This is a genomic window from uncultured Altererythrobacter sp., from assembly GCF_913057185.1.
GTDB classification, from domain to species: Bacteria; Pseudomonadota; Alphaproteobacteria; order Sphingomonadales; family Sphingomonadaceae; genus Erythrobacter; species Erythrobacter rubellus.
In genome coordinates, this window is record NZ_CAJXNK010000002.1 from 489,760 (window position 1) to 515,327 (window position 25,568).

General features: G+C 56.5%; 24 protein-coding genes, 1 tRNA gene and 1 pseudogene. 7 read left to right on the forward strand and 19 right to left on the reverse strand.

The genetic code is table 11. The features are described from left to right. Nucleotides 1–18: 18 nt before the first annotated feature. The 5 genes from pstA to recJ form a co-directional block, all read right to left on the reverse strand. Nucleotides 19–1,284 carry a phosphate ABC transporter permease PstA gene (gene pstA / locus QZ487_RS10285; RefSeq protein WP_285975308.1) on the reverse strand — a complete coding sequence of 422 codons (1,266 nt, stop codon included), beginning with the start codon at nucleotides 1,282–1,284 and terminating at the stop codon, nucleotides 19–21. After that, nucleotides 1,277–2,662 (reverse strand): phosphate ABC transporter permease subunit PstC, encoded by a 1,386-nt coding sequence (gene pstC, locus QZ487_RS10290; protein ID WP_285975307.1) that lies wholly within the window; start codon nucleotides 2,660–2,662, stop codon nucleotides 1,277–1,279. Before pstC ends, pstA begins: the two co-directional genes overlap by 8 nt. Before the next feature lie 164 nt (nucleotides 2,663–2,826). Further along, the gene (locus QZ487_RS10295; protein WP_285975306.1) at nucleotides 2,827–4,014 is read right to left on the reverse strand and encodes an ATP-binding protein; all 1,188 of its coding nucleotides are present in this window, start codon (nucleotides 4,012–4,014) and stop codon (nucleotides 2,827–2,829) included. A gap of 94 nt (nucleotides 4,015–4,108) precedes the next feature. After that, nucleotides 4,109–4,183 (reverse strand) — tRNA-Glu (locus QZ487_RS10300). Nucleotides 4,184–4,246: 63 nt separating this feature from the next. Further along, complete coding sequence (gene recJ / locus QZ487_RS10305) at nucleotides 4,247–6,031, reverse strand: single-stranded-DNA-specific exonuclease RecJ (RefSeq protein ID WP_296024894.1); 1,785 nt, start codon at nucleotides 6,029–6,031, stop codon at nucleotides 4,247–4,249. 181 nt (nucleotides 6,032–6,212) lie between these two features. On the opposite strand from recJ, the gene QZ487_RS10310 reads away from it, so the two are divergent. Together QZ487_RS10310 and QZ487_RS10315 are read left to right on the forward strand one after the other, a co-directional pair. After that, nucleotides 6,213–6,599 carry a flavodoxin family protein gene (locus tag QZ487_RS10310; protein ID WP_367114455.1) on the forward strand — a complete coding sequence of 129 codons (387 nt, stop codon included), beginning with the start codon at nucleotides 6,213–6,215 and terminating at the stop codon, nucleotides 6,597–6,599. A 272-nt stretch (nucleotides 6,600–6,871) separates the two neighbouring features. Beyond that, nucleotides 6,872–7,303 (forward strand): annotated as a pseudogene (locus QZ487_RS10315) (AHH domain-containing protein); the annotation flags it as partial. Here QZ487_RS10315 and QZ487_RS10320 read toward each other — a convergent pair. From QZ487_RS10320 to leuA, 3 genes are all read right to left on the reverse strand, one after another. Beyond that, nucleotides 7,300–8,286 carry a nitronate monooxygenase family protein gene (locus QZ487_RS10320; RefSeq protein ID WP_296024897.1) on the reverse strand — a complete coding sequence of 329 codons (987 nt, stop codon included), beginning with the start codon at nucleotides 8,284–8,286 and terminating at the stop codon, nucleotides 7,300–7,302. The pseudogene QZ487_RS10315 and the gene QZ487_RS10320 overlap by 4 nt on opposite strands. A 108-nt stretch (nucleotides 8,287–8,394) precedes the next feature. Continuing rightward, nucleotides 8,395–9,444 carry an amidohydrolase gene (locus QZ487_RS10325; RefSeq protein ID WP_296024900.1) on the reverse strand — a complete coding sequence of 350 codons (1,050 nt, stop codon included), beginning with the start codon at nucleotides 9,442–9,444 and terminating at the stop codon, nucleotides 8,395–8,397. Between the two features lie 453 nt (nucleotides 9,445–9,897). Continuing rightward, nucleotides 9,898–11,571, reverse strand: coding sequence for a 2-isopropylmalate synthase (gene leuA / locus QZ487_RS10330; RefSeq protein ID WP_285975301.1), 1,674 nt, complete (start codon nucleotides 11,569–11,571; stop codon nucleotides 9,898–9,900). 280 nt (nucleotides 11,572–11,851) lie between these two features. On the opposite strand from leuA, the gene QZ487_RS10335 reads away from it, so the two are divergent. Both QZ487_RS10335 and QZ487_RS10340 read left to right on the forward strand, forming a co-directional pair. Continuing rightward, a complete protein-coding gene (locus QZ487_RS10335; RefSeq protein ID WP_296024903.1) occupies nucleotides 11,852–12,406 on the forward strand; it encodes a YHS domain-containing (seleno)protein in 555 nt (184 codons plus the stop codon). Nucleotides 12,407–12,489: 83 nt separating this feature from the next. After that, nucleotides 12,490–12,921: a PaaI family thioesterase gene (locus QZ487_RS10340; RefSeq protein WP_285975299.1), complete on the forward strand. Its 432-nt coding sequence runs from the start codon at nucleotides 12,490–12,492 to the stop codon at nucleotides 12,919–12,921. A 4-nt stretch (nucleotides 12,922–12,925) separates the two neighbouring features. On the opposite strand, the gene QZ487_RS10345 is transcribed toward QZ487_RS10340, so the two are convergent. From QZ487_RS10345 to miaA, 5 genes are all read right to left on the reverse strand, one after another. After that, nucleotides 12,926–14,074, reverse strand: a complete 1,149-nt coding sequence (locus QZ487_RS10345) for an alpha-hydroxy acid oxidase (protein WP_296024907.1) — start codon at nucleotides 14,072–14,074, stop codon at nucleotides 12,926–12,928. Nucleotides 14,075–14,091: 17 nt separating this feature from the next. Beyond that, entirely contained in the window at nucleotides 14,092–15,111 is a 1,020-nt protein-coding gene (ilvC, locus tag QZ487_RS10350) for a ketol-acid reductoisomerase (RefSeq protein ID WP_296024910.1), read from the reverse strand. A gap of 14 nt (nucleotides 15,112–15,125) precedes the next feature. Beyond that, the gene (gene ilvN, locus QZ487_RS10355) at nucleotides 15,126–15,641 is read right to left on the reverse strand and encodes an acetolactate synthase small subunit (RefSeq protein ID WP_285975296.1); all 516 of its coding nucleotides are present in this window, start codon (nucleotides 15,639–15,641) and stop codon (nucleotides 15,126–15,128) included. Nucleotides 15,642–15,653: 12 nt separating this feature from the next. Next, nucleotides 15,654–17,396: an acetolactate synthase 3 large subunit gene (locus QZ487_RS10360; RefSeq protein WP_296024915.1), complete on the reverse strand. Its 1,743-nt coding sequence runs from the start codon at nucleotides 17,394–17,396 to the stop codon at nucleotides 15,654–15,656. Nucleotides 17,397–17,535: 139 nt separating this feature from the next. After that, nucleotides 17,536–18,483: a tRNA (adenosine(37)-N6)-dimethylallyltransferase MiaA gene (gene miaA / locus QZ487_RS10365; protein WP_296024917.1), complete on the reverse strand. Its 948-nt coding sequence runs from the start codon at nucleotides 18,481–18,483 to the stop codon at nucleotides 17,536–17,538. On the opposite strand from miaA, the gene serB reads away from it, so the two are divergent. After that, nucleotides 18,476–19,354 carry a phosphoserine phosphatase SerB gene (gene serB / locus QZ487_RS10370; RefSeq protein WP_296024920.1) on the forward strand — a complete coding sequence of 293 codons (879 nt, stop codon included), beginning with the start codon at nucleotides 18,476–18,478 and terminating at the stop codon, nucleotides 19,352–19,354. The two genes, miaA and serB, sit on opposite strands and share 8 nt — an antisense overlap. Here serB and QZ487_RS10375 read toward each other — a convergent pair. Both QZ487_RS10375 and QZ487_RS10380 read right to left on the reverse strand, forming a co-directional pair. Further along, nucleotides 19,351–19,947: a hypothetical protein gene (locus QZ487_RS10375; protein ID WP_296024923.1), complete on the reverse strand. Its 597-nt coding sequence runs from the start codon at nucleotides 19,945–19,947 to the stop codon at nucleotides 19,351–19,353. The genes serB and QZ487_RS10375 overlap by 4 nt on opposite strands. Nucleotides 19,948–19,972: 25 nt before the next feature. Next, nucleotides 19,973–20,659, reverse strand: a complete 687-nt coding sequence (locus QZ487_RS10380) for a nitroreductase family protein (protein ID WP_285975291.1) — start codon at nucleotides 20,657–20,659, stop codon at nucleotides 19,973–19,975. 111 nt (nucleotides 20,660–20,770) lie between these two features. Between QZ487_RS10380 and QZ487_RS10385 the strand changes: the two genes are divergently transcribed. Next, entirely contained in the window at nucleotides 20,771–21,562 is a 792-nt protein-coding gene (locus tag QZ487_RS10385; protein WP_296024927.1) for a Coq4 family protein, read from the forward strand. Here the strand turns inward: QZ487_RS10385 and QZ487_RS10390 are convergent. Genes QZ487_RS10390 through QZ487_RS10405 form a run of 4 tightly spaced genes read right to left on the reverse strand, consistent with a single transcriptional unit; the run spans nucleotide 21,559 to nucleotide 25,230 of the window. Then, a complete protein-coding gene (locus QZ487_RS10390; RefSeq protein ID WP_367114465.1) occupies nucleotides 21,559–21,900 on the reverse strand; it encodes a DUF6122 family protein in 342 nt (113 codons plus the stop codon). The two genes, QZ487_RS10385 and QZ487_RS10390, sit on opposite strands and share 4 nt — an antisense overlap. Next, on the reverse strand, nucleotides 21,885–24,131 hold the full coding sequence (purL, locus tag QZ487_RS10395; protein ID WP_285975289.1) for a phosphoribosylformylglycinamidine synthase subunit PurL: 2,247 nt from the start codon (nucleotides 24,129–24,131) through the stop codon (nucleotides 21,885–21,887). Before purL ends, QZ487_RS10390 begins: the two co-directional genes overlap by 16 nt. 33 nt (nucleotides 24,132–24,164) lie before the next feature. After that, nucleotides 24,165–24,821 (reverse strand): hypothetical protein, encoded by a 657-nt coding sequence (locus QZ487_RS10400; RefSeq protein ID WP_285975288.1) that lies wholly within the window; start codon nucleotides 24,819–24,821, stop codon nucleotides 24,165–24,167. Between the two features lie 4 nt (nucleotides 24,822–24,825). Continuing rightward, a complete protein-coding gene (locus QZ487_RS10405) occupies nucleotides 24,826–25,230 on the reverse strand; it encodes a DUF2177 family protein (RefSeq protein ID WP_285975287.1) in 405 nt (134 codons plus the stop codon). 54 nt (nucleotides 25,231–25,284) lie between these two features. Between QZ487_RS10405 and QZ487_RS10410 the strand changes: the two genes are divergently transcribed. Further along, the gene (locus tag QZ487_RS10410; RefSeq protein WP_296024929.1) at nucleotides 25,285–25,563 is read left to right on the forward strand and encodes an exodeoxyribonuclease VII small subunit; all 279 of its coding nucleotides are present in this window, start codon (nucleotides 25,285–25,287) and stop codon (nucleotides 25,561–25,563) included. Nucleotides 25,564–25,568 lie beyond the last annotated feature (5 nt).

Below are 25,568 nucleotides of genomic sequence, written 5' to 3' on the forward strand. Positions count from 1 at the left end.
GGTTTGGATGGATTACAGTCACCAGGTCTTCTCAAATTTGTTACGAAGGTAGATTGCAAGGCCGTTCATCAGCAGAAGGAACAGCAACAGGATGATGATAGCGGCACTGGTCCGCTCGACAAAGCCTCGGTCAATTTCATCTGACCAAAGGAAGATTTGCACCGGCAGCACAGTGGCCGGCGAAGTGAACCCATCGGGCGCGGTTGCCACAAAGGCGCGCATACCGATCATCAACAACGGTGCGGTTTCGCCAAGTGCGCGCGCCATCCCGATGATGGTGCCGGTTAGGATGCCGGGCAACGCCAGCGGGAGCACGTGATGGAACACCACTTGAACCGGAGACGCACCAATTGCGAGCGCGCCGTCGCGGATCGAAGGCGGGACCGCCTTTATCGCGTTACGCCCGGAAATTACGATCACTGGCATTGTCATCAACGCCAGGGTCATACCGCCAATCAGCGGCGCTGAACGTAGATTAGGGAACATCCAGAGAAACACGGCCAAGCCAAGCAGGCCAAATATGATCGACGGTACCGCAGCCAGATTGTTGATCGAGACTTCAATCACATCAGTCCAGCGGTTCTTGGGGGCGTATTCCTCGAGGTAAAGCGCAGCAAGAACGCCGATCGGAAATGCGAGCAGCAAAGTCACAATCATTGTCAGGATAGAGCCTTTAAGCGCGCCCCAGATACCCACTTTTTGCGGGCTCGTTGCGTCCGAACGTGCAAGGAAACCCGGATCGAAATTGCTAGCCAACACTCCGTCAGCCTCGAGCCGGTCGGCCAAAGCCTGCATTTCTGCACTGCCTTCATCCTTAAGACCCGAGGCGAGACCATCGGTTGCCGCGAGGCTGAAAGTTACCTCCTCACGAAGAATGCTGGTGTCTGCAATGATATCATTAGCCACGTCGCGCCATGCTTCGCTGCTGATACCTTGCGCAGCCTCTTCGCCGAGAGATTGCTCCGCGTAAAATTGCACCACATCGGGCAAGCCCTGACGCTGTAGAACTTGAAGCGCGTCGTCGCCGCTAAGAGTACTGGAATCGCCGGCAATTCCGGATTGGCTGAGATCGATCGATACATCGATTTCAGCGCGCTGGAAGCCACCCATTCCATTAAATGTCATGTTGCCAAGCAGGAAGATGAGCACGGCAACTGATATCAGAATCGCGCTCAGACCGGCGAGATTGAAGCGGCGTTCAGCCTTGTAGCGCTTTTCCAAGCGCTGACGGAATTCGTCAGTCCGGGTGGGACGAATACCCTCCGAGATGATTGCCTCACTCATAAGCTTCACGGAACCGTTTTACGACGCGCAAGGCAACGAAGTTGAGCGCCAAGGTGACTAGGAAAAGCACAAGGCCGAGCGCAAAAGCGCTGAGCGTTGCCGGGTGATCGAAACTGCCTTCGCCTGTCAGCATGGCGACGATCTGGAACGTAACAGTGGTCATCGCCTCTAACGGATTTGCGCTGAGGTTGGCTGCCGCACCTGCGGCCATCACGACAATCATCGTCTCACCGATTGCGCGGCTGATTGCGAGCATGACGCCGCCCACAATGCCAGGTAGGGCTGCTGGAACGAGCACGCGTTTGATCGTTTCAGACTTGGTAGCGCCCAACGCCAGACTGCCGTCGCGCATTGCACTGGGGACAGCCGCAATCGAATCGTCTGCCATGGAAGATACGAACGGAATGATCATGACGCCCATAACCAGACCTGCGGCCAAGGCGCTTTCGCTGGACGCATTACTGATACCGATCGATACAGCCGCATCGCGGATTGCCGGTGCAACCGTCAGCGCAGCGAAATATCCGTAGACCACGGTTGGAACACCAGCCAGGATTTCCAGAGCAGGTTTAAGCCAGGCGCGCAGCCGCGGGTCTGCATATTGCGTGAGGTAGATCGCGCTCATCAGGCCGAGCGGAATCGCTACAATCATCGCGATGATCGCGCCAATGTAGATGGTACCCCAAAACAGCGGAATTGCGCCGAAACGCGAACCGTCCGGATTTGTCGGATTGCTCATCGGATCCGGTGCCCAGAACGTGCCGAACAGAAAATCAATCGGTGAGACCATGCCGAAGAAACGGATCGTCTCGAAAACCAGGCTGGCAAAGATCCCGAAGGTTGTCAGGATGGCGACGAGCGATGCCACCAGCAGGATAGCCATGACAGCCTTTTCTACGCGGGTACGCGCCGTGAAATCCGGCTTGACGCGCAGAAATGCGAGCGAACCTGCCACCAAAGCGATTGCAACTGTGATTGCGATGGCGATCAACTGATTTTTCTCGATCGCTTCACCGAAGGGGCCGACCATGGCCTGAGCTGCTGGGTTGAACACGGAACTGGATTGCCCGGCTGCAACAGCGCGCGCCTCAGCCAGGATGGAATCGCGTTCAAAGCCGAATTCCGGCAATTCGGATGCCGCCGGAGAGGCCAGTACGGCCTGCATCACCAATTGGGGTTCAATAAAGGACCAAAGCAGAATGAAGGCCAGAACGGGCCCGATGATCCAAAGCGCCACATACCATGCGTGATAGTTTGGACGCGCAGCGAGACGTGGTGCGCCTGCGGCTGCCTGAAAGCTCCACGCACGGGCTCGCGCAGCGAGCCAGCCAGCCAATGCGAGGCCAAGAGCTATCAAGAGCAAGGATATCTGCGTCATGATTGAACGTTTTGCCCTAATGCACCAACGCTTGCCGGTGCGCGATCGTCTAGTGTTGCAAGGCTAATGCGAGACTGTGTCATTATTGCGTAAGCGCGAATCTGGCGTCCATGCCGCTCAGTGCTTCTCCACATTGTGAAAGAAATAAGACAAATTCATGACAGTCAGTCCACTTCACCTGTGACCGCCGGAACCCTGACGATCACACTGGTGCCTTTGCCCAACTGGCTCTCGATGTCGAGGCGTCCGCGGTGTCGCTCCACAATATGCTTCACGATGGCCAATCCCAATCCAGTGCCGCCAGCGGCGCGGCTGCGCCCTGGATCAGTGCGATAGAAGCGTCTGGTAAGGTGAGGCAGATGCTGAGGATCGATCCCGGCGCCTCGATCACAGACAGTGAAGCGTGCCTGGCCATCTTTGCCTTCCGTTAGCTGCAGGCTCACTGGTTGTTCCGGGTCGCCATACTTCAGCGCGTTATCGGTAAGGTTTCGTACCAGCTGTTCAATCTGCTGCGCGTCTCCCTTGATCCGCAAGGTGTCATCGATATCAAAATTGACTCGATCCAAACGCTCTGCGCCGGCGGCATCGCGTGCGGCTTGCGTAATCAATTTTCCGAATTCGATGATACCGCTGGGCTCATCATGTTTCTCGGCCTCGATGCGGGACAAGGACATCAAATCAGAGACAAGCGACTCAAGGCGTTGCGCTTCACGATGGATAGTCTCGAGGAATTTCTTCGAAGTCTTGTTGTCTAGATCAGTCCCATCCTCGCGGAGTGTTTCGACATATCCGATGATGGAAGCGAGCGGCGTACGCAGCTCATGGCTCGCGTTGGCGACAAAATCGGTATGCGCACGGCTGATGTCGGCCTCTGCCGTCAGGCTAGTCAGTTCAATCACAGACATCGATGTATCGATCTTCTGTAACTTCAGGCGCCAAATATCGCGGCGCCTGGCGAGACCCTTGATAATCGCCAGGCCGCTCTTTTGTTTGTTGAGCAATTTGATCGCTTGCGGCTGCCGAAAGGCCATCCGAACATCTTGCCCGATGATATGCTTGCCAAGCAGCCGCTGAGCGGATCGGCTTGCCAGGGTCACCTTGCTGCCTTCGATTACCAACAGCGGCGTTGCCGAATGCTTGATCAGCTTGGCCATAGACTTGCTGGAAATGATATCCGTGTCTGGCTGACTCTCGATCTGCGGCGGCCGGGCGTTCGCGAGGAATATCGAGCCAATCCAAAGGATGAATACACCAGCAACTGTAGCCAAGCCCACGCCAAACATAGCCAGCGCAATACAGGCAAGGGCCGCAATCAGTATCGCACCGATCGGTTGTTCTGATCCGCTATCCATTACCTTGCCCATATCAGATCAAGCGGACAAGGAAAGCGCAACTACGCGCAGTTTGGTGAGAACTGCGTCGATTTAACGAGAGCGGAAGAAAAGGTGGTGACCCGTACGGGAATCGAACCCGTGTTTCAGCCGTGAAAGGGCCGCGTCCTAACCGCTAGACGAACGGGCCACGCTCGTTTGCGAGAGCGCGCCTCTAGATGGGCGCGCGATTCCGGTCAAGCCCAGTTTTCAATCAATCTGCGAAAGCGGCGTCTTCCAGATGCAATTCGGCTTGAGGGCGCGGGCCCCAATCGTCGATCTTAACCCGTCCAGCCAAGTGAAAACGCCGTCCGTGTGAGCGATGGATCAAGGTTTGCGCCATCTCTGTATCCGCAGCGCGAAACGCGATTCCCTTGAACGATCGACCGTCTTCGCCAGCGGCAATGATCCGCAAATGATCCGTCCCCACAATATCGGCTTTTACGATTCTTACGGGCCCGACAGCGACACGTGGTGCAGGCCAGCCCACGCCATAGGGCCCAGCCTGATCTAGCGTAGTGACGAGATCCGGGACCAGACCGCCCGGAGCGAGTGCGAGGTCAAGTTGCATGGCCTGGTTCAAACGCGCTTTCTCGACATCGCGCGACAGCCTTTCATCAAGATAGTCTGCCAAGGCATTGATCTTCGCAGTTTCTATCGTGAGTCCTGCCGCCATTGCATGACCGCCTCCGGCCACCAGAAGTTCTGCTTCCTTCGCCGCGATAATTGCCGCACCCAGGTCAACACCAGAGATTGACCGGCCCGAACCCTTGCCGGTCCCGTCATCATCGATCGCAATGACCAGGCTTGGTTTGCCTGTTTTCTCCTTAACTCGCCCTGCAACGATCCCGATCACGCCAGGGTGCCAGCCTGATCCCGATAGTAGCAAGACCGAACGATTGTGTTGGGATGCGATCTGATCTTCTGCTGCGGCCTGAACCTCTGCTTCGATCGCACGGCGATCTTCATTGAGCCGGGATAATTGCTCTGCAATTTCTGCTGCTTCGTATCGGTTGTTGGTAGTGAGGAGCCTTACACCGAGGGTCGACTCGCCCACCCGGCCGCCGGCATTGATTCTCGGGCCCAGCGCGAACCCCAGATCGCTGCATTGCGGTGCGCGCTTCAACCGGCTTGCGTCGATCAGGGCAGACATCCCGACCCGCTCGCGCTTGCCCATTACTTTCAGGCCTTGTGCTACAAACGCACGATTGATTCCGTAAAGGGCGGCAACATCGGCAACCGTGCCCAGGGCGACAAGGTCGAGGAGTGCCATCAGATTGGGTTCTGCACGATCTTCAAAGAACGCCTGCTCTCGCAAAGTCCGGATAAGCGCAATGGCGAGCAGGAAGGCAACACCTACCGCCGCCATATGACCATGTGCAGCGGCCTCATCATCTTCATCGAGACGGTTGGGATTAACCAGCGCAGCAGCCAAAGGTAGTTCTGCTGCGCATTTGTGGTGATCGACTACGATCACATCGACGCCGGCATCGTGCGCCTGTTTCAAGGCATCGAACGCCATCGCACCGCAATCGACGGTGACGATCAGGCTGGAACCTGCTTCTCCCAGTTTGATCAGAGCTTCACCGCTGGGGCCGTATCCTTCAAGCAGACGGTCCGGAATGTAATATTCTGCTTCTGCGCCAAGATCGTTCAGCAGGTTGATAAGCAAGGCCGCGCTAGTTGCGCCGTCCACATCGTAATCGCCATAAACAGTAATCTTTTCATTGCTCAGGATCGCCTGGACGATCCGCTCGGCTGCGCTGTCCATATCTTTGAAGATGCTGGGATCAGGCAAGAATTCGCGCATCGTGGGATTGAGATTGCGTGGAATGTCACTGTCCGAAACGCCGCGGGCTTTGAGCAGCTGGGTCGTAATGTTATCGCCTATGCCCGAACTAGCAGGATCGATTTCCATGTTTCCGCCGCGCCAAAGCCAGGCTTTGCCGGAAAGGGAACGTTGAACGCCAAGAACATGGTTGAGGGATCGCGATGCCATCGGGGGAGATTACCCGAGGAAGTGGACTACGAACAGTGCTGGCAATTGACTTTCCGCATCTGAACGTCTGACAATCTGCACCATGGTTGCTCCTCATCTCCTTGTCATCTGGCATAGCCGGACTGGTGCCAGCGAGGCCCTGGCTCGCAATGTCGCGGCCGGTGCAGCTGAACTGGGCCGCTTGGCCCGGGCATCCGCCGTATTCCCCGAAGATATCTTGTCGGCATCTGCATACGTTTTTGTGTGCCCTGAGAACCTTGCGACGATGAGCGGCGAAATGAAGGAAATGTTTGATCGGTGTTATTACCCTGTTCTGGGCCATATCGAAGGTCGCGCATATGCAACGATCATCGCAGCGGGTTCGGATGGGGAGGGCGCGCAGCGTCAAGTGGATCGGATCGCCACTGGCTGGCGCTTGCGAAGAGTTAGCGACCCTTGGATTGTGAGAACCCACTCTCAGACTCGTCAAGAAATCGAAGCTTTAAAAGTATTACCGGATACTGATCTCAATGCTGCAAAGGATTTGGGCATTACTTTAGTAGAGGCGATAAAGCTCGGTATTTATTGATGAAGGCGGTGGCAGCGTTTACCACTTAAATTGTATAATCATTTTCCAAGACTCGAGGTGCTGAATAATTTTGGCCAAAAGGGGATCAGGGCCGGATGCAGGAGTGGAGAGCTGGCTGTAATTGTGTCAAAGGGTTTGGATCACCAAGCGCGAAGTGATGTGCACGGTATCTATTTTTTGTTCAGAGATGGGTATCGTCCAAGCTCTGAAGACATCTATCGATTCATTAGCCAGAACCGTGGCATCTCGATTAGCCTGGATATGATCCCGGACTTCAACGCCATCATCTCTTGCCTTGTCAATTGCTCACAAAACATTGCTTCGGAAGGATGTTCTCCCAGATTGGCTTGCGGCGCGTGGGCTTTCAGGATTTCAGAGCCAACGGTCTTTTACTGCCAGCTAACGAAGAAGCGGCCGTTCAGAAGTCAATGCCGCTGCATCGTGGGCCGCATCGCGATTACAACGAGATGGTTATTGAACGGGTCGGATGCGTTGAGGAGACATGGTCGAGGCAACGATTGAGCGACCCGGCGAAAGCCATGGTGGATTCGCTCTACCGGTTGTCGCTCCTACAGAGCGCTTTGCGCAAGAGGTTACTTGCCGATCGCCGCGGCATTGTCCTCAACCGCGAGGATCCGCTGGGAACCGGGTTTGATTTTACCGAACTCGATGCGATGGCCGAACTGCTTTGGGCAGCGACTTAGTTGTTCCAGGCTTTGTAGCCAGTCTTACCTGCAAGCCCTTCCTTCGCAGCATGGTACTCACGCTCAAAACGGGCAACCATGTCTTCCACCGACCCGACAGACTTAACTGCGCCAACGCCCTGGCCCGAGCCCCAAATGTCTTTCCAGGCCTTGGCTTTGGTGTTGCCACCGCTGCCAAAATTCATTTTGGAAGGATCGCTTTCGGGAAGATTGTCGGGATCCAACCCGGCCTTTTCGATTGAGCTGCGAAGGTAATTGCCGTGAACGCCGGTGAAGAGATTGGTGTACACGATCCCGCTAGCGTCGCCGCCGACGATGCCTTCCTTGTAACCTTGGTCAGCATTAGCTTCTTTGGTGGCGATGAATGCGCTGCCCGCATAGGCGAAGTCTGCACGCATCGCCTGTGCTGCAAGGATCGAGTATCCGTTGGCGATTGAGCCAGAAAGGGCGACAAGGCCGTCGAACCATTCGCGAATTTCCTGCATCAAGGCGAATGGTGAAAGCGCCCCTGCATGGCCGCCAGCACCCGCAGCTACGGGGATCAACCCGTCCGCACCTTTCTCGATCGCTTTGTTGGCAAAACGGTTGTTGATGACATCGTGCATCGTGATCCCGCCCCAGTTGCGCACAGCCTGGAAAATCTCCTCGCGCGCACCCAGTGATGTTATGACCATGGGAACTTGCCACTTTTCGCAAGTCGCCATGTCAGCCATCACGCGATCATTGGATTTGTGGACGATCTGGTTGACCGCAAACGGCGCCGCCGGGCGATCGGGGTTCTCGCGATTGTGCTTTGCCAATTCTTCGGTGATTTGATGGAGCCACTCGTCAAGCAATGTCTGTGGGCGAGCGTTCAATGCGGGGAAGCTTCCGATAATACCAGCCTTGCACTGCGCAATGACGAGTTCAGGGCCGGAAACGATGAACAAAGGAGAGCCGATCAGTGGCAGGCGAAGACGGTCAAACGGTGCGGGAAGGGCCATACGGATACTCCAAAGGGATATTCTGATTTACGAGGCTATTTAGCGCGGGTTCCAGCTCTGTGAAGGGGGTGATTTTACTAGCGCACGCAACACACCGATGCCGTAACGTCATGCGGATGGCAGCAAATGCTCGACTCTATAGAATCGCGCTGCGTTGCCCGCATAAAGGTCTGCCTTTTCCTCCGCACTTGCACCTGATGTGATGCGTTTGAATGCGTTCCAGAGCACAGGATAGGTCGCGCCCCAGCGATCCACCGGATAGTTGCTTTCGAACATTCCACGCTTGGTGCCAAAGGCTTCGATGCAGGTTTCGATATAGGGCTGCCATAGCCTCGCGAGCTCTTCCGACCCTATGCCCGCCGCCTGTCCTTGTTCCGGCATCGCACAATTGTGCATGGCCAGCCCGCCAAGCTTGATCATCACATTCTCGCATTTGCCCAGTTCAAGAATGTTGGCGCGCCAGATGTCGAACCGTTCTGCAAGTTTGCCCTCATAGCTCGCGCTGCCCAGCGGCGTGCCGCAGTGATCCAGGCAAATCGGCGTGTCGGGAAACGCCCGCGCAAGGTCAATCACGTCGGGAAGTTGTGGTTCAAGGATCCACGCATCGAAGCTCATTCCCCGTTTGCCGAGTTCAGAGAACCCTTCGCGAAAGCCCGCATCGAGATAACGCTCAGGCGGGTGGGCAAATGGAGGGCCAAGCACGTCGGGGTCCGCATCCCATGCGCCTGCATGGCGGATGCCCTTGAAACGGGGCGAAGCCGCCGCAAGCGCATCGAGCACTTCGCCCACTGCCGCGCCCAGCATCAAGTCCGCATGGCCAACGATCCCGGCGCAAAGCCGCCTGGTGCCGTAAAGACCGCTCGCCGATTGCGCTGCGACACCGTTTACAAATTCGACTTCGCCAACTACCTTTTTCGCATCGCCATAGACAGCGTTGTAGAAGGCACCGCATTCCATAAAGACCGTGCCGACGACGTTATGACCGCTGCCTGCAACCTCTTCGTTGAACTGGTCGAACGTGTAGTACGCGGCCGGCACCAGCGTTTCGATGAATCGATGCCGGGGCGCCGGGAACAAGGGTATAATGGGCCGAAGATCCCACAGGTGATGGTGCGGATCTATGATCGGCAGATCAGGCTCGATTATAGCTTCAGTCATCGCGGCTTATCCCCCTCGTGCACAGTTCGCCAATTCCAACACGGTGGAACACTTGGAACACTGTCCTTTGCCAGAAAAGGTGGACCGGAAAACTCGCTGTGTCGAACCACATTTTGATAGCGAAAAGGGTGGGCTTCGGTCATCGGCAAGGTTCGATATGTGCAAGTCAGTGTAGGAAAATGTGAGTAAGCTGATCGATCGAATGAAGTTTTCTTTGAGAAAATTGCGACAGCAAGAGACTATATCTCAAGCATGAGAGAGTGAACCACACTCATTTTGCAAGAACACATCAAAATTTGGGCGTGATTGAGATTTGTACACACATCTAGAAGGGATGAAGGTAATGGAACGCCTGTTGGATTATCTCAATGCAAGTATTTGAACGGCATTACTGGTCAGTCTGTTCTGGCGGCTTAAAGGAATATATGTCGCTTTCCGACCCAATTGCGGACGCTAGCCAACAATACCATTCGCCGCGCTGAGCACGGCGCGTACGCTGGCCGTGGCAACGTCTTCATCGATTCCGCAGCCCCAGATGATCCGGTCGCCCGATTGGCACATCAAATAAGCCGCCGCGCGCGCATCGCGGCCTGAACCCATGGCGTGCTCGGAATAATCGAGCACCTTCAAATCTAGCCCGAAGCTTTCTTCCAGGGTCGTGACCACAGACGAGATCAGGCCATTGCCCCGGCCGGAAACGCTTTGCTCCTGGCCCTTAACCGCGATCTTTCCAGCAAATACGCGCGTTCCGTCGGGCGCGCGGCTCTCATCGTAATAAACCAGTTGGAAGTGCTTGCTGTCTGTTTGGACGTAATAGGCGGATTTGAACGCTTCCCAGATGTCGGCTGCGTTCAGCTCACGGCCAAGCTCGTCCGCCATGTGCTGGACATGTTTGGAGAAGTCTGCCTGCATCTTCTTGGGCAGCTTCAGGCCTTGGTCTTGCTCCAAAACCCAGGCAAAGCCGCCTTTGCCTGACTGCGAATTGACGCGGATGACAGCTTCATAGTCACGGCCCAAGTCCGCAGGATCAATGGGCAAATAGGGCACGCGCCAATGCTCGTCATTTTGCTGATCATTGGCTTCAAAGCCTTTCTTGATCGCGTCCTGATGTGAGCCGGAGAAGGCGGTGAACACCAGCTCACCGCCATAGGGGTGGCGTTGGTGCACGGGCAGCTCGTTACAATACTCAACCGTTTCGATGGTTCGGTCGATATCTGAAAAATCGAGGCCGGGATTGATCCCTTGTGTATACATGTTGAGTGCAACCGTCACGAGGCAACAGTTGCCGGTTCGCTCTCCATTTCCGAACAGGCAACCTTCAACACGATCTGCACCTGCCATTAGGCCAAGCTCGGCCGCGGCAACACCAGTACCGCGATCGTTGTGTGTGTGCAGGCTGATCACCGCTGCATCACGATTGGGCAGATTGCGGCAGAAATACTCGATCTGGTCCGCGTAGATATTGGGCGTCGCCGCTTCGACAGTGGCAGGCAGATTGAGAATGATCGGATGCTCTGGTGTTGGGGCCAGAACTTGCATAACCGCTTCGCAAACCTCGATGCTGAAATCTAGCTCGGCGGTCGAGAATGTTTCCGGTGAGTATTGGAAGTGCCAGTCTGTATCTGGTCGTTTGCTCGCTTCGTCTCGCATCACTTTTGCGCCCGCTAGAGCGATTTCGCGCACTTCGTCTTTCGACATACGGAAGACAATGTCTCGCCACGCCGGTGAAACTGCGTTGTAGAGATGCACGATGGCCTGCTTCGCGCTTTCAAGGCTTTCGAAACTTGTTCGTATCAGGTCTTCACGGCTCTGGGTCAGCACCTGTACTTTGACATCGTCAGGAATACGGCCGGAGCGAACCAATCCTTGAATGAAGTCGAACTCGGTCGCACCGGCGCTCGGGAAACCGACTTCGATTTCCTTGATCCCGATTCGGACCAGTTCATCGAAAAAGCGGTTTTTCTTTACCGCATCCATCGGGTCAATGATCGACTGATTGCCGTCGCGCAGATCGGTCGAAAGCCAGCGGGGCGGGGCGGTGATGGTTCGTGAAGGCCATTGCCGGTCTTGCAGCGCCACCTGCGGGAATGGCCGGTATTTGCGGCTTGGATCAGAAAGCATGGTCATGGTTGGAAAAACTCGAACGGATTTGGGGTTTACTGCTTGATTGTTCCCTTGAGCGCATCCGCGCGCTCTAAAGGCACGCGAGACGTCACGCCCAAGGGCGTGTAAGTCGTAGTAGAAGCAGGCCGTTGCGTGTCATGACCTGACGCATTGCGGAAAATTTCAACGGACGCAACCGAAAGTGACATTTTCTGGCGAATTTCATTTCTCGCGGCCGCCAGTGTCACCTTTCTGATCCAGGCCGCGAACTTCCCGTCAGAACAATGATGATAGGATACAACCCATGAAGAAGATTATTGTTGCACTTGCACTGTCCACCGCACTCGCGGCCTGCTCTGCGCAAAACGATGCAACTGACGCATCGAGCACCGATAGCGCGGTAGAGGCCGTTCAGGCGGCAAATGTGATTGCTGACCTTGGCGGCGAAAACAGCGGTCCGGTCTACACCGAAGTCGCCGGAGAAACGCTGGCACTGTCAGGCTATGACGCGGTGAGCTATTTCACAGGTGACGCGCCAGTTGTTGGATCGGCCGAATTCACTGTGAAGTACGAAGGCTATGACTATCAATTCGCGTCAGCAGAAAACGCGGCGACTTTCCAGGAAGATCCAGCCAAGTATGCGCCCCAATATGGCGGTTACTGTGCATGGGCGATCGGCGCCAATGACGCGCTGGCATCAGGCGATCCCAATGTTTACAAGATCGTTGACGGCAAGCTTTACCTGAATTTCAACGAGGCTGTGGCCGAGCGTTGGAACAAGGATATCCCGGGCTTCATCGAGAAAGCTGACGTGAACTATCCTACCCACGCACCGGATGAGCACTACACAACCAACTGATCCTTCGAGATCTCTTGCAAGGAAAGGGGGGCATTTGCTCGCCCTTTTCTTGTATGTGGTGATCAATCGGCTAAGCAGCGCAGATGACACAGGCATTCGATTTGCAAGATCCGCTGTACAAGATGATGGGGTTAGCCCGCATCGTCGAAATGAATCCCGAAGGGCGCGCCACTCTCGAGTATCATGCGAGAGAGGAGATGTGTCATTCGGGAGGCGTGGTGCAGGGCGGGTTTATCTCAGGCTGGATCGATGCCGCCATGGCGCATGCGGCGATCGCTAGAAACGGGCCTGACATCACACCGATGTCGCTTGAGCTTAAGGTGAGCTTTTTCGCTCCCGCACGGCCGGGGCTGGTGATTGCTGAAGGCTGGGTTGAGCGGCATGGCAAGCGCACGAGCTTTTATGAAGGGCATCTGAAATCGCCCGACGGCACTGTTCTGGCAAAGGCAACCAGCACTATTCTGTTGGCTGATCGGGCGCGGGTCGAGGATGCCTCCAAGAAGGCTCGCAGCTAGGCGGCTACCGCCAGCGCAGCCGTTCCGGTGTCATCTGGTCGACTGAAGTTACGCCCATCAAACGCATCCCGCGCTCGATCTCGTCTTTCAGGATACCAATCGCGCGCTCCACACCTGGCTGACCTGCCGCAGCCAAAGCATAGAGATACAACCGCCCACCCGATGCGGCGGTTGCCCCGGCGCACACCGATTTAAGCGCATGAGTACCGCGCCGTACGCCGCCATCGCAGATGATCTCAATCTCTCCCGCGACCGTGTCGACAATTTCCCGCAGTTGATCGAAGGGTGCACGGCTGCCGTCCAGTTGCCGCCCGCCGTGGTTGGAAATCATGATCGCATCGGCGCCAATTTCGACCGCACGGCGTGCGTCATTGGCGCTCATCACGCCTTTAAGGCAGAATGTGCCGCCCCAATCCTGCCTGATGCGCGCGGCGGTGTCCCAATCCATCGAGGTGTCGAGCATGGTGTTGAAATATTCAGCAATGCTCACTGCTTTACCGGTACCCTCGGACACATGCGTGTCGAGGTTAGGCAGTCGGAATTTCTCGCGGAGAAGATAGTCGAGCGTCCAGCGCGGGCGCGTGGCGTAGCTCCAGACGGCTGATGGTGTGAAGCGGGGTGGGGTGGTGAAGCCACTGCGCAAACACCGTTCGCGCTTGCCGGACACAATGGTGTCGACAGTCAGCGCCATGGCATGGAAACCGGCACTCTGGCAGCGCTCGATCATCGACTGGTTCAGCCCCTTGTCCTTGTGAACATAGAGCTGGAACAGTTTCGGGCCGTTGGTGAGCGCCGCGATCTCTTCGATGCTGCGGGTCGCCAGGCTGGAAATGCCGAACCACAGGCCGAACTTTTCTGCTGCCTTTGCCACCGCGCTCTCACCCTGATGGTGGAATGCGCGTTGCACGGCTGTGGGGCTCAGCATCAGGGGCAGGGCGCTTGTGCGGCCCATGATTGTGCAACTGGTGTCGATTTCCGCCACACCCGCCAGCACATCAGGCACCAGATCAACGTCATCAAATGCAGCGGTGTTACGCGCCTTGGTCAGCTCGTCATCTGCCGCGCCGTCGATGTAATCGAAAACCGGCCAAGGCAAGCGCGCCTTGGCCAGTTTCCGGAAATCATCGATATTATGACAGTCGGAAAGACGCATGATGCGCCTTTTTGGGCTTAGTTCTTTTCCTTGTCGACCAGCTTATTGGCGCTGATCCACGGCATCATGGCGCGCAGCTCTGCTCCGGTCTTTTCGATCGGGTGCGCTTCGGCTGCTTTACGGCTTGCTTTCAGTTCTGGCTGACCCGCGCGGTTGTCGAGGACGAAATCCTTCACGAAGCGGCCAGAGGTGATGTCCGCCAGCACGCGCTTCATCTCAGCCTTGGTCTCATCGGTGATGATGCGTGGGCCGGTTTTGATGTCGCCATACTCCGCAGTGTTGGAGATCGAATAGCGCATGTTCGCGATGCCGCCTTCATATAGAAGGTCAACGATCAGCTTGGTCTCGTGCAGGCATTCGAAATAGGCCATTTCCGGCGCATAGCCGGCTTCAACCAGCGTTTCGAAGCCGGCCTGGATCAGGTGGGTGATCCCGCCGCACAGCACGGCCTGCTCACCGAAAAGGTCGGTTTCGCACTCTTCCTTGAAATTGGTTTCGATAATGCCGCTGCGGCCACCACCAACGCCGGAAGCATAGGCAAGCGCCACGTCATGCGCAGCGCCGCTGGCATCCTGATGCACCGCGATCAGGCAGGGTACGCCGGCGCCGCGCTGATACTCGCTGCGTACAGTGTGCCCGGGGCCCTTTGGTGCGATCATGATCACATCGATGTCATCTTGAGCTTCGATCAAGCCAAAGTGGATGTTGAGACCATGCGCGAAAGCCAGCGCGCTGCCGGGCTTCATCTTGCCGTGGACGTCGTCAGCGTAGATGGCGGCCTGATGCTCATCCGGGGCAAGGATCATAAGGATATCAGCCCACTCGGCGGCTTCGCTGTTCGAAAGCACCTTGAAGCCTGCGCCTTCGGCCTTCTTGGCCGTCGCGGATCCTTCGCGCAGTGCGATTGCGACTTCGGCCACACCGCTGTCACGCAGGTTCTGCGCGTGCGCATGGCCTTGCGAACCATAACCCAAGACAGCGATCTTCTTGCCCTTGATCAGACCCAGATCTGCATCGGCGTCATAATAAACTTTCATCGTATTCCCTTTTTTCAGGCGCCTTCAGCGCCGCGCATCATACCCACCACGCCGCTGCGCCCAACCTCTACAAGGCCGAGTTCGCGCATCAACGCAATGAAACTGTCAATCTTGTCCGGCGCTCCGGTGATTTCAAAGACGAAGCTTTCGATGGTGGTATCGACCACATTGGCGCGGAACAATTCCGCGATCCGAAGAGCCTCCACCCGTTTGTCACCAGTGCCGGCAACTTTCACCAAGGCCAGCTCGCGCTCGACATGTTCGCCGGCGGTGGTGAGGTCCACCACGCGGTGGACAGGCACGAGCCGTTCCAGCTGCGCTTCGATCTGGTCGATCACTTCGGGCGGGCCATTGGTGACGATGGTAATTCGGCTGACAGCATGGTCTTCGGATATGTCCGCCACGGTCAGGCTGTCGATGTTATATCCGCGCGCGGTAAACAGGCCGGTGATCTTGGCCAGAATACCCGGTTCATTGTCGACGGTAACGTTAAGGACGTGCCGCTCGGACGCTGCGTCTCTGATTTTCATTGTCGGATATTCCTAAACCAGCGCTTTTGCTTCGTCGTCCATCGTGCCTTGGACTTGGTCTCCATAAAGGAGCATCTCGGTATGCGCAGCCCCTGACGGGATCATGGGGAAACAGTTTGCATCCTTGGACACAAGACAATCCACCATCACCGGTCCATCGGCTGCCAACATGGCTTCGATCCCCGCATCCAATTCGCTTTCGTCGTGGATGCGGATTCCGGTCCAGCCATAGCTTTCGGCCAGTTTCACGAAATCGGGCAAGCTGTCCGAATAGCTGTTGGAATAGCGGCTTTCATAGGTCAGTTCCTGCCACTGGCGAACCATGCCCATATATTTATTGTTCAAGATGAACACCTTGACTGGCAAGCGATACTGGCTGGCTGTGCCAAGCTCCTGAATGTTCATCTGGATCGATGCTTCGCCAGCAATATCGATCACCAGATCGTCCGGATTGCCGAGCTGCGCGCCGATTGCCGCGGGCAGGCCATAACCCATGGTACCAAGCCCGCCAGAGGTCAGCCATTTGTTCGGATCGTTGAAGCCGAAGTATTGTGCCGCCCACATCTGGTGCTGGCCAACTTCGGTTGTGATGATCGGATTGCGATCCTTGGTTAGCGCGAACAACCTCTCGACCGCTTTTTGCGGCATGATCATCTCTGACTTTTCCGGATAGGCCAGGCATTCGCGCGCGCGCCAACCCGCAATGTGGGCTTTCCACTCGCCCAGATCTTGCGGCTTGCGATCACCCCAAGCGGCAATCAGCTGGCTCAGGACAGCGGCGCAGTCACCCAGTATGGGCAAATCAACCGGTACCGTCTTGTTGATTGAACTGCGGTCGATATCGATGTGGATCTTAGTCGATTCAGGCGAGAACGCGTCGAGCCTACCTGTAACGCGGTCATCAAATCGTGCGCCGACGCACAACATCACATCGCATTTGTTCATCGCCAGATTGGCTTCGTAAGTGCCATGCATGCCCAACATGCCAAGCCAATCGGGATGATTTGCCGGAAACGCGCCAAGCCCCATCAGCGTGCTTGTCAGCGGAGCTCCAGTCAGGTCCTGCAATTCGCGCAGAAGTTTGCTCGCTTCAGGGCCGGAGTTGATAACACCGCCACCGGTGTAGAGGATCGGGCGCTCTGCATTGGCAAGCAATTCAACTGCTTCTGCAATCGCTTCCGCGCTGCCAACCATTTGCGGTTCATAGCGATGCGCCGCCGATTTGGAGGCGCGCTGGATCGAAGGAACTGCGATTTGCACGTCTTTGGGAATATCGACAACAACTGGGCCAGGCCGACCAGTAGTGGCGATCCGGAAAGCTTCTTCCAAAGTCGGCTTCAGATCCGCCGGATCTTTCACCAGGTAGTTATGCTTGGTGCAGTGGCGCGTGATGCCCACGGTGTCGGCTTCCTGAAATGCATCGGTCCCGATCAGCGGGGTAGGGACCTGGCCGGTGATAACTACCAGCGGGATCGAATCGAGAAATGCATCCGCAATTCCGGTAACGGCATTGGTCGCACCCGGCCCTGATGTAACCAGAACCACGCCGGGTTTACCGGTTGAACGAGCATAACCTTCTGCCGCATGTGCCGCGCCGGCTTCATGGCGCACCAGGATGTGGCGAATGCGTTCGTCTCCAAACAGTTCGTCGTAAATGGGGAGGACGGCGCCACCGGGATAGCCGAATACAAATTCGACCCCCTGATCGATCAGGCAATCTACCAGGATTTTGGCGCCGCTGCGTTCGCTCGACACTTTTGCTTCCTTCCATCTGCGCAGGAACTTTCCCGCATCTCTGGCTCAGTTGGCCCCTAAATAAGCAGGCCCGGTGCAGGGACTGCAACACCGGGCCTCTGCAAGTCTCGCTATGCGTTCGAATCTATCGTGTCAACCGTTATCGCTGTAATAATGATGCGAAATAAGGCTCAAAATCGACATTTGATGACTCGATCCTTGGCCAATCTTCCGGTGGTTGTCGCCGAAACCATGTGTATTGCCGCTTGGCATAATTGCGCGTCGATTGCTGACCAGCGGTGATTGCTTCGGTTCGGGAAAGTTCTCCTTTCACCAACGCCGCGATCTCCGGAACGCCGATAGCGCGCATGACCGGCAAATCGGGATTCAGGTTTCGTGATAGCAACGCCTCAACCTCCTTAATCGCCCCACTTTCCAACATTTGCACGAAGCGTCGATCACATCGCTCATAAAGCCAATCACGATCTGGCAGCAGGATGAGCGGATGCAAATCGATGTCGTCTTGAATCCCGCCCTCCTTGCGTGATTGCCAGTGTGCGAGTGTCTGACCTGTAGACCGCACCACTTCCAGCGCGCGTGCAATTCGCTGGCTATCAGTTGGCTCCAACAGGGCAGCTCGCTCTGCGTCTTCGGTTTGGAGCGCGGCATATGCTAGACCCGTATCCATCGCGCGAACTTGCGAGCGTATCTCCGGATCGATTTCGGGGATGGGCGCGATCCCTTCCAGCAGTACCTTCATATACATACCTGTGCCGCCAACGAGGACGGGCAGAGCGCCTGCCGTATGCGCTGCCGCAATCTCTTGCTTCGCACGCGCAGCCCAGTCCGCAGCGGAGCAAGCCTCCGATCCATCCCATGCGCCATAAAGCTTATGCGGGCACTGGCTCTGCTCATCTGCGTCCGGAGAAGCGGCGAGCACGGGTATATCGCGATAAACCTGCATGCTGTCCGCATTGATGATGGCGGTTCGCAGGCCCTTGGCCAAACGTGCGCTTGCCAGCCGCAAAGCAATTGCGCTCTTGCCGCTGGCGGTTGGCCCTGCGATGAGCGCAACCGGTTTTCTATTCGGAGATTCTCCCGTGCCCATCGCCCGTCTGATAGCAGACGCAGCTCAGCTTGAAACTCGTTTGAGCAATCCGCCGGCATGGCTGATTGAACTTGGCGCAGCGTTCGAGCCGGTCGAGATCGACGAAGGCGTGCACGAGTTTGAGTGGAGCGGTGAGTATGATCCTTCGCTTCTATCGCGTGTGTTGAGTGAAGCTTTGGGCGCAGAGGCAGCGTTAATCAGCGATCACGGCTTTGATCTGCCAGACCTGTTCATCTCGGACATGGATTCTACCATGATCGGGCAGGAATGTATCGACGAGCTGGCGGATTATGCCGGGATTAAGCCGCAGATTGCCGCGATTACCGAACGCGCGATGCAGGGTGAGCTAGATTTTGAAGAGGCTTTGCGTGAACGTGTAAAACTGCTGGCTGGATTGGATGAAGGCGCGATCCAGCTGTGCTTGAATGAACGGATTTTTCCGATGCCGGGCGCACGCGAGCTGGTGCAGACTCTCAAAGAGCACGATTGCCAGACCGTCCTCGTCACCGGTGGTTTTCACCATTTTGCAGATCCGGTGGCTCGGCTGCTTGGCTTTGAACATGTCGTAGGCAACCGGTTAGATGTTGCTGGAGGCAAGCTGTCCGGTGGATTGGTGGGCCCGATTGTCGACAGTTCAGTCAAGCGCGCTACGTTGAAGAGCGAGCTGGCGAGATTGGGTGAGGGCGCAGTTTCGCTTGCTATGGGTGACGGAGCCAACGACATTCCGATGCTGGAGGCTGCGCACTACGGCTTTGCATACAAGGCCAAGCCCAAAGCGAAACAGGCCGCAAATGCGTGGATCGACAGTGGCGACCTGACGTCGGTGCTACGCCTGCTCGGCATCCCGGAAGAGGATTGGGTTCGCGGTTAGCTATCCGCTTGAGCGCGCTTGCGCTGCCGCGACTTCCACCATGCTGTAAACCGGACAGCTGCTGCGGCCAGAGCAATGATGGTGAACGGTATCGCGACCATTGCTTGTTCGGGGTCGGCCATACGACCGGCATAGCTCTGGAAGAATATGAACCAGAGATAATGGATGCCCACGCGGTGAACGCGTTTCCACCAAGCGCCCATGGCCTTCATTGCAGCGGTGTTGGATGTGAAAGCCATGACATACAGGATCGTATAGGCAGCGCCGCCAAAGACATAGGTCACAATGCCTTTGCCTTCGCCCGACACTTCAATCGCTGTGATCAGCGCCGCCAAGTGGATTGTATGCGCGACGGCGAAGCCAAGACCGAAGTATTTCCGCCGTGCCAGAATGTACTTCGCCAACTCGCTGCGGGTTAGTTCGACCAGCGGCCTTGCAACGTAGGCGAGAATGAGGAGGGGGAAGCCAACGCGGGCTGTGTAATGGGCGGCCTCATGCCATTGATTGACCACGCCTGCCTGTGTCGCAAACGCGAATGCAATGGCTGCAAGGCCTAGCATGCCCCCAATCCAGACCGGCCACGTCTTTTCCATCGAGCTAACCTCCCGTTCGATTAGCCTAAAGCCAACTTGCAATCTGGCTAAGCGGTTTCTTCTTCACGGCATGCGCCGGCACAGTCGCGTCGTCGCTGGGATGGCCCACAACAACGATCATCAGAGGCTTTTCGTGCTCTGGCCGCTGACAGATTTCGCGCAGGAAACCCATGGGTGACGGGGTATGCGTCAATGTTGCGCAGCCGGCTTCGTGCAATGTCGCAATCAGCATTCCGCAAGCGATGCCCACGCTTTCGTTAACGTAGTAATTCTGCGTTTTGCCATCTTCCTCGATCCCGCCCTTGCGCTGGGCGAAGACCACGATCAGCCAAGGTGCAGTCTCCAAAAAGGGCTTGCTTTCGTCCGTCCCGATGGGGGCGAGTGCCTCTAGCCATTCCTCGCTTGCCTTGGGCTTGTCCCCGTCTGCTCCATAGAAGCGACGTTCCTCTTCTTCTGCGGCTTCGCGGATGGCGCGTTTCTTGTCTGCGGAGGACACCACCGCAAAATGCCAGGGCTGATGGTTCGCGCCATTGGGAGCACTGCCCGCAGCTTCGATGGCAGCCTCGATGACTTCGCGTGGTACTGGCTCGTCTGAAAAGTACCGGCATGTGCGGCGCTCTTTCAATCGGTCACGCAGCGATCGCGCGCGAGCTATGCTTTCCTCATCGGACAAAGCCGGCAGCGAATAGGGCAGGGTATCGGTGTCTTGCATGTTTCCTCCTCTTGCGCATTCGAGCTCGGAACGAAAGTCGTTACACCGCCGAGGGCGTGGACAGCGAATTTACAATGATGTAAGTTGCGACCAGCTACTCGGGAGCTTGCAATGGCTGTTATTGATCGTCCTTTGGTTGCACCAGGTCGCAAGACCACCGGTTTCAGGCCTTTCAAGGTGTTGAAGCACTTCCGCAAACTTGTTGCGGACAAGGAAGACACCGAGCAGGTTTTTCATATCATAGAGGCGCTCAAGGGGCGCAAAGGTCACAAGCAGGGTTGGGACTTTATTCGCTCACCCGAAGGCCAACGCATGATGCGCGAGGAAGTGAACATTCCGGCCATGCTCGACGATCACGAACGCTGGGCAGATTGCGGGCCCAACACCGTGGCGCAGCACTATATCCGCTTCATGAAGCGCGAAGGTCTGTCAGCAGCCGGGCTTGTGGCTGAAAGTCACAAGTGGCAACCCGCCGAGAAACGCCATCAGGATCAGACCGAATGGTATTTCGAACGGCTGCGTGACACGCATGATCTCTTTCACGTGCTGACTACATACAATCGCGACGGGCTAGGTGAGGCGTGCCTGCTGGGCTTTAGTTACGAGCAGAACCACAATCTGGGCATTCTTTTCATTGCCTATGCGGGAACGCGCAACCGATTGAAGGAAGTGCCGACCAAGGCGCCAATCTTTGACGCTCTGCGCGAAGGTCGCAAGCTAGGCAGGGCTGCGGCCAAGATCGCGCATCAGGACATCGAGGCCCTTATGCGAGAGGACATCGATGAAGCGCGCAAACGCCTGAATATCGGTGAGCCGCTGATCTATCGCCAATGTATCGCGCAGCTGTTCGAAGAAGGGTTGCAAGACGAAGACATGATCATGCCAGAGGCATTGGCGGCTTAAGAGGCCTGCATCATCACGCAGTCGCCATAGTCGACCGCCAAATGCCACAAAGCGCCCAAAGCAAAAGCGCGAACCCACCATTTGGGCACCCCCAGCATGAGCAGGTAGATGACTGCGGCTTCCCAGCCATGCAGCAAATGAAACCCGATACTGCATCGGTTGGGATCGAAAATCGGATCGGCCATGAGATGATCCAGGTCGATCAAATTTCCAGCGGCAATCACAAACCCTGCGCGGATCCATTTCCTGCGCCAGATAACTGCCGAGATCACAAACGGCGCTAGCCAATGACCGCCATAGTGCAGAATTGCCTGGAAGAGCTCTATGCCTCCATCCAGTCGCGGAAGAAGCTTTGATGCGCCTCACGAAGATCGGCAAGAGAGATTCCAAGCAGGTTGTCACCGCCAACGGTGCCGATGCGACGGAAACCGATCTGCGCGGTTTCTGCATTCTCCGTGCCTTTGGCAAGCGCATGATTGAGCGCTTCGGTGTTAGGAACCGAGATAATATAGCGCCCCTGATCTTCGCCAAACCACCACTGCGCGGCGCTATAATCCGGATGCGCTTCGACATCTGCGCCCAGTCCGCTCGCCAGTGCCATTTCAGCCAAGCCTACGGCCAATCCGCCATCAGACAGATCATGCACTGCGTTGACCAGGCCATCCTCGATCAGCTCGTGAATGATCTTGCCCGCATTGCGTTCAACCACAAGATCTGTCGGCGGAGTGCGCCCTTCATCACGGCCATGGACGATTTGCAGCCAGAGTGATTTGCCAAGGTGCGAACGTGTCGGGTCTGGCTTGGCCCAGAATTCAGGGCCGACCAGATAGAGCGTGTCACCCTCATTCTTGAAGCCCATTGTCATCATGTGATCGTAATCATCGATAATGCCGACGCCGCCGATGGCAGGGGTGGGCAGGATCGCTGAGCCGCCGCCTGTCGCCTTGCTCTCATTATAGAGGCTGACATTGCCGGAAACGATCGGGAAATCGAGCATGCGGCAGGCATCGCCCATGCCTTCGAGTGCGTGAACGAATTGTGCCATGATTTCGGGCCGCTGCGGGTTGCCAAAATTGAGGCAGTTGGTCACCGCGAGCGGACGCGCACCGACCGCACACAAATTGCGATAGGCCTCTGCTATCGCTTGTTTTCCGCCCTCATAAGGATCGGCATAAACATAGCGCGGCGTGCAATCGGTGCTGATCGCAAGCGCCTTCTTCGTGCCGTGCACCCGCACCACACCCGCATCACCGCCAGTCTGAATGGTGTCACCCATCACCTGGCTGTCATATTGCTCGGCAATCCAGGCGCGAGAGGCCAGTTGCGGGCTGGCCATCATTTTGAGCAAGTCTGCACCCGGATCGGCGCTATCGGGCGCGTCGTGCATGGGCGTGATTGACGCCCACGCGGTGTATTTCTCTTTAGAGAGGTAAGGACGGTCATACTCGGGGGCATCGGCAGCCAGCGGCCCAAGCGGAATGTCGCAAACGACTTCACCGCCAAATTCTAGCACCATGTGGCGCGTATCGGTGACTTCGCCGATCACCGCGAAATCAAGTTCCCACTTCTTGAAGATCGCTTCTGCCATGGCTTCCTTGCCAGGCTTCAGCACCATGAGCATCCGCTCCTGGCTCTCGCTCAGCATCATTTCATATGGCGTCATGCCTTCCTCGCGGCATGGCACCTTGTCCATGTCGAGCCGGATGCCCGCCTTGCCATTGGTCGCCATTTCGACGCTGGAAGAGGTGAGGCCCGCTGCGCCCATGTCCTGAATCGCGACGATCGCATCTGTCGCCATCAGTTCGAGGCAGGCCTCGATCAGCAGCTTCTCCGTGAACGGGTCACCCACTTGCACAGTAGGGCGCTTGGCATCTGCGTCTTCTTCGAAATCCGCGCTCGCCATGGTTGCACCGTGAATGCCATCGCGGCCGGTCTTTGAGCCGACATAGACGATCGGATTGCCAACCCCGGTCGCAGCCGAATAGAAAATCTTGTCTGCGTCCGCGACGCCAACGGTCATCGCGTTGACCAGGATATTGCCATCGTAAGCGGGGTGGAAATTGGTCTCGCCGCAAACCGTAGGCACGCCCACGCAATTGCCATAGCCGCCGATGCCCGCGACCACGCCTTTGACCAGATGCTGCATCTTGGGATGATCCGGGCGGCCAAATCGCAGCGCGTTGGCGTTTGCAACCGGGCGCGCGCCCATGGTGAATACATCGCGCAGGATGCCGCCGACGCCTGTCGCTGCACCCTGATATGGCTCGATGTAACTGGGGTGGTTGTGACTTTCCATCTTGAAGATCGCCGCCTGACCATCGCCAATATCAATAACGCCAGCGTTCTCGCCCGGACCACAGATTACCCAAGGCGCCTCGGTCGGCAGTTTCTTCAGGTGCAAGCGCGAGCTTTTGTAAGAGCAATGCTCTGACCACATGACAGAAAATATGCCTAGCTCAACCAGATTGGGTTCGCGCCCAAGCGCATGGAGAACACGCTCGTATTCTTCCGGAGAAAGGCCGTGCTGTTCGACGACGTCTGGGGTGATTTCAGATGCAGTAGTAGCCATGCCAGCGCCCTTAGCGTTGAGGTAATATTTGCGCTAGCCCCGTGCGCGCTTGTGCTTGCGATTGTCCCCGACCCAACGCGCGAGCAATGTCAGCACGGCAAAGGCCACCAACGCCTGAATATACAGGCCAAGGCCGGCCTCCTCTGGATGTGGGCCGAACCAGTTCACAGCCTGCATAACCAGCAGCAAAGCAAGCAAGACCAATGGTGGACCAACTGGTCCCCTTGTGCGCTTCACAAACCAATAAAAGGCACCCAGCGTGATGGCGAGTTCGAGTGGAATAGCGACAAAAGGCAGATTCCACAGGCCCAGCCCATAAAGTGAATCGCCACCTGCCAGCGTCAGGTCGGGTCTGTGTGTCAGAAAATCGAGCACCCAATGTGACAGAACGACCAGACCGGCCAGGATGCCTGCTACAGCTTCGCGCATTATGGCAAAGACAAGCAGTCCGAATATGACGGCCCATACACCAGTCCCCAGCAGACTGTGCGTGTAGGGCATATGATATAGATCATACGGGACCATTGCCGTGGCCGTTGGATCAATTCGCATCGCTTCGATGCCGATTATCGCGAAGCAAAAGAATGCCCAATCGACCAGCTGGGCGGCGATGAAGAGCGTGCCCAGTTTCGGCGAACGGGGGCTGACCGCTGCAGCGGCAAAGGCAGGAGCAAAGTGGCCTATAAACATTCGCTTAACCAGAGAACTTGAGAGTGACCCAGGTGGCAATCGCCGCCGAGGTTCCGGTTACAAATGTCCCCCACAAGATATCCGCGACGCTGATGTGTGTCGCCCAAACCTTGAACACAGCCTGGCTTGTCAGGTCAAAAGTGGCGTAGCAAACCGCGCCGAGTATCGCGCCATTGAGCAGCGCAGTAGACACTTGCCCGCTTTCAAGCCCGGGCTTGATCGCGAACCAGCACATTCCGGCGAGGTAAACGAGATAGAATGCAGCCGCAGGCGCAATACGGAAGTTTTCCGCCATGATCTCGCCAATCACGGGCTCATACAAATTCGGGCCTGCCCATCGAAGCCATATTGCATCCATAACGCCGAACACGATGGCGGCGGAGATGTAGGCTATTACCCACTTTGTCATTCACGACTCCCATTCTATTGCATCGCAGCTTGACCGTCGGCATGAGGGCGGTCAATGCTTCTTGCCAGTCAGGGGATCAGAAAAGACGTGTCAGAGAAAGACTTTAGCCAATTGAGTTTCGAGCAGGCATTGATTGCACTGGAAGAAGTGGTCCAGCAGCTGGAAAGCGGCAGCGTTCCGCTCGATCAATCAATTACGCTTTATGAACGCGGTGAGAAGTTGCGAAAGCTGTGCCAAGCCCGGCTTGATGATGCGCAGGCACGCATTGAGAAGATCGTGACAGACGCCAACGGTGCGGCCAGTTCGACTGTCCCATTCGATACCGACGGATAGGTCGG

What these genes read in the sequence shown, in the direction of transcription:
- pstA (WP_285975308.1), bottom strand. Translation starts at nt 1,284, where the DNA reads ATGAGTGAGGCAATCATCTCGGAGGGTATTCGTCCCACCCGGACTGAC.
- pstC (WP_285975307.1), bottom strand. Translation starts at nt 2,662, where the DNA reads ATGACGCAGATATCCTTGCTCTTGATAGCTCTTGGCCTCGCATTGGCT.
- QZ487_RS10295 (WP_285975306.1), bottom strand. Translation starts at nt 4,014, where the DNA reads ATGGATAGCGGATCAGAACAACCGATCGGTGCGATACTGATTGCGGCC.
- recJ (WP_296024894.1), bottom strand. Translation starts at nt 6,031, where the DNA reads ATGGCATCGCGATCCCTCAACCATGTTCTTGGCGTTCAACGTTCCCTT.
- QZ487_RS10320 (WP_296024897.1), bottom strand. Translation starts at nt 8,286, where the DNA reads ATGGCCCTTCCCGCACCGTTTGACCGTCTTCGCCTGCCACTGATCGGC.
- QZ487_RS10325 (WP_296024900.1), bottom strand. Translation starts at nt 9,444, where the DNA reads ATGACTGAAGCTATAATCGAGCCTGATCTGCCGATCATAGATCCGCAC.
- leuA (WP_285975301.1), bottom strand. Translation starts at nt 11,571, where the DNA reads ATGACCATGCTTTCTGATCCAAGCCGCAAATACCGGCCATTCCCGCAG.
- QZ487_RS10335 (WP_296024903.1), top strand. Translation starts at nt 11,852, where the DNA reads ATGAAGAAGATTATTGTTGCACTTGCACTGTCCACCGCACTCGCGGCC.
- QZ487_RS10340 (WP_285975299.1), top strand. Translation starts at nt 12,490, where the DNA reads ATGACACAGGCATTCGATTTGCAAGATCCGCTGTACAAGATGATGGGG.
- QZ487_RS10345 (WP_296024907.1), bottom strand. Translation starts at nt 14,074, where the DNA reads ATGCGTCTTTCCGACTGTCATAATATCGATGATTTCCGGAAACTGGCC.
- ilvC (WP_296024910.1), bottom strand. Translation starts at nt 15,111, where the DNA reads ATGAAAGTTTATTATGACGCCGATGCAGATCTGGGTCTGATCAAGGGC.
- ilvN (WP_285975296.1), bottom strand. Translation starts at nt 15,641, where the DNA reads ATGAAAATCAGAGACGCAGCGTCCGAGCGGCACGTCCTTAACGTTACC.
- miaA (WP_296024917.1), bottom strand. Translation starts at nt 18,483, where the DNA reads ATGGGCACGGGAGAATCTCCGAATAGAAAACCGGTTGCGCTCATCGCA.
- QZ487_RS10375 (WP_296024923.1), bottom strand. Translation starts at nt 19,947, where the DNA reads ATGGAAAAGACGTGGCCGGTCTGGATTGGGGGCATGCTAGGCCTTGCA.
- QZ487_RS10380 (WP_285975291.1), bottom strand. Translation starts at nt 20,659, where the DNA reads ATGCAAGACACCGATACCCTGCCCTATTCGCTGCCGGCTTTGTCCGAT.
- QZ487_RS10385 (WP_296024927.1), top strand. Translation starts at nt 20,771, where the DNA reads ATGGCTGTTATTGATCGTCCTTTGGTTGCACCAGGTCGCAAGACCACC.
- purL (WP_285975289.1), bottom strand. Translation starts at nt 24,131, where the DNA reads ATGGCTACTACTGCATCTGAAATCACCCCAGACGTCGTCGAACAGCAC.
- QZ487_RS10400 (WP_285975288.1), bottom strand. Translation starts at nt 24,821, where the DNA reads ATGTTTATAGGCCACTTTGCTCCTGCCTTTGCCGCTGCAGCGGTCAGC.
- QZ487_RS10405 (WP_285975287.1), bottom strand. Translation starts at nt 25,230, where the DNA reads ATGACAAAGTGGGTAATAGCCTACATCTCCGCCGCCATCGTGTTCGGC.
- QZ487_RS10410 (WP_296024929.1), top strand. Translation starts at nt 25,285, where the DNA reads ATGCTTCTTGCCAGTCAGGGGATCAGAAAAGACGTGTCAGAGAAAGAC.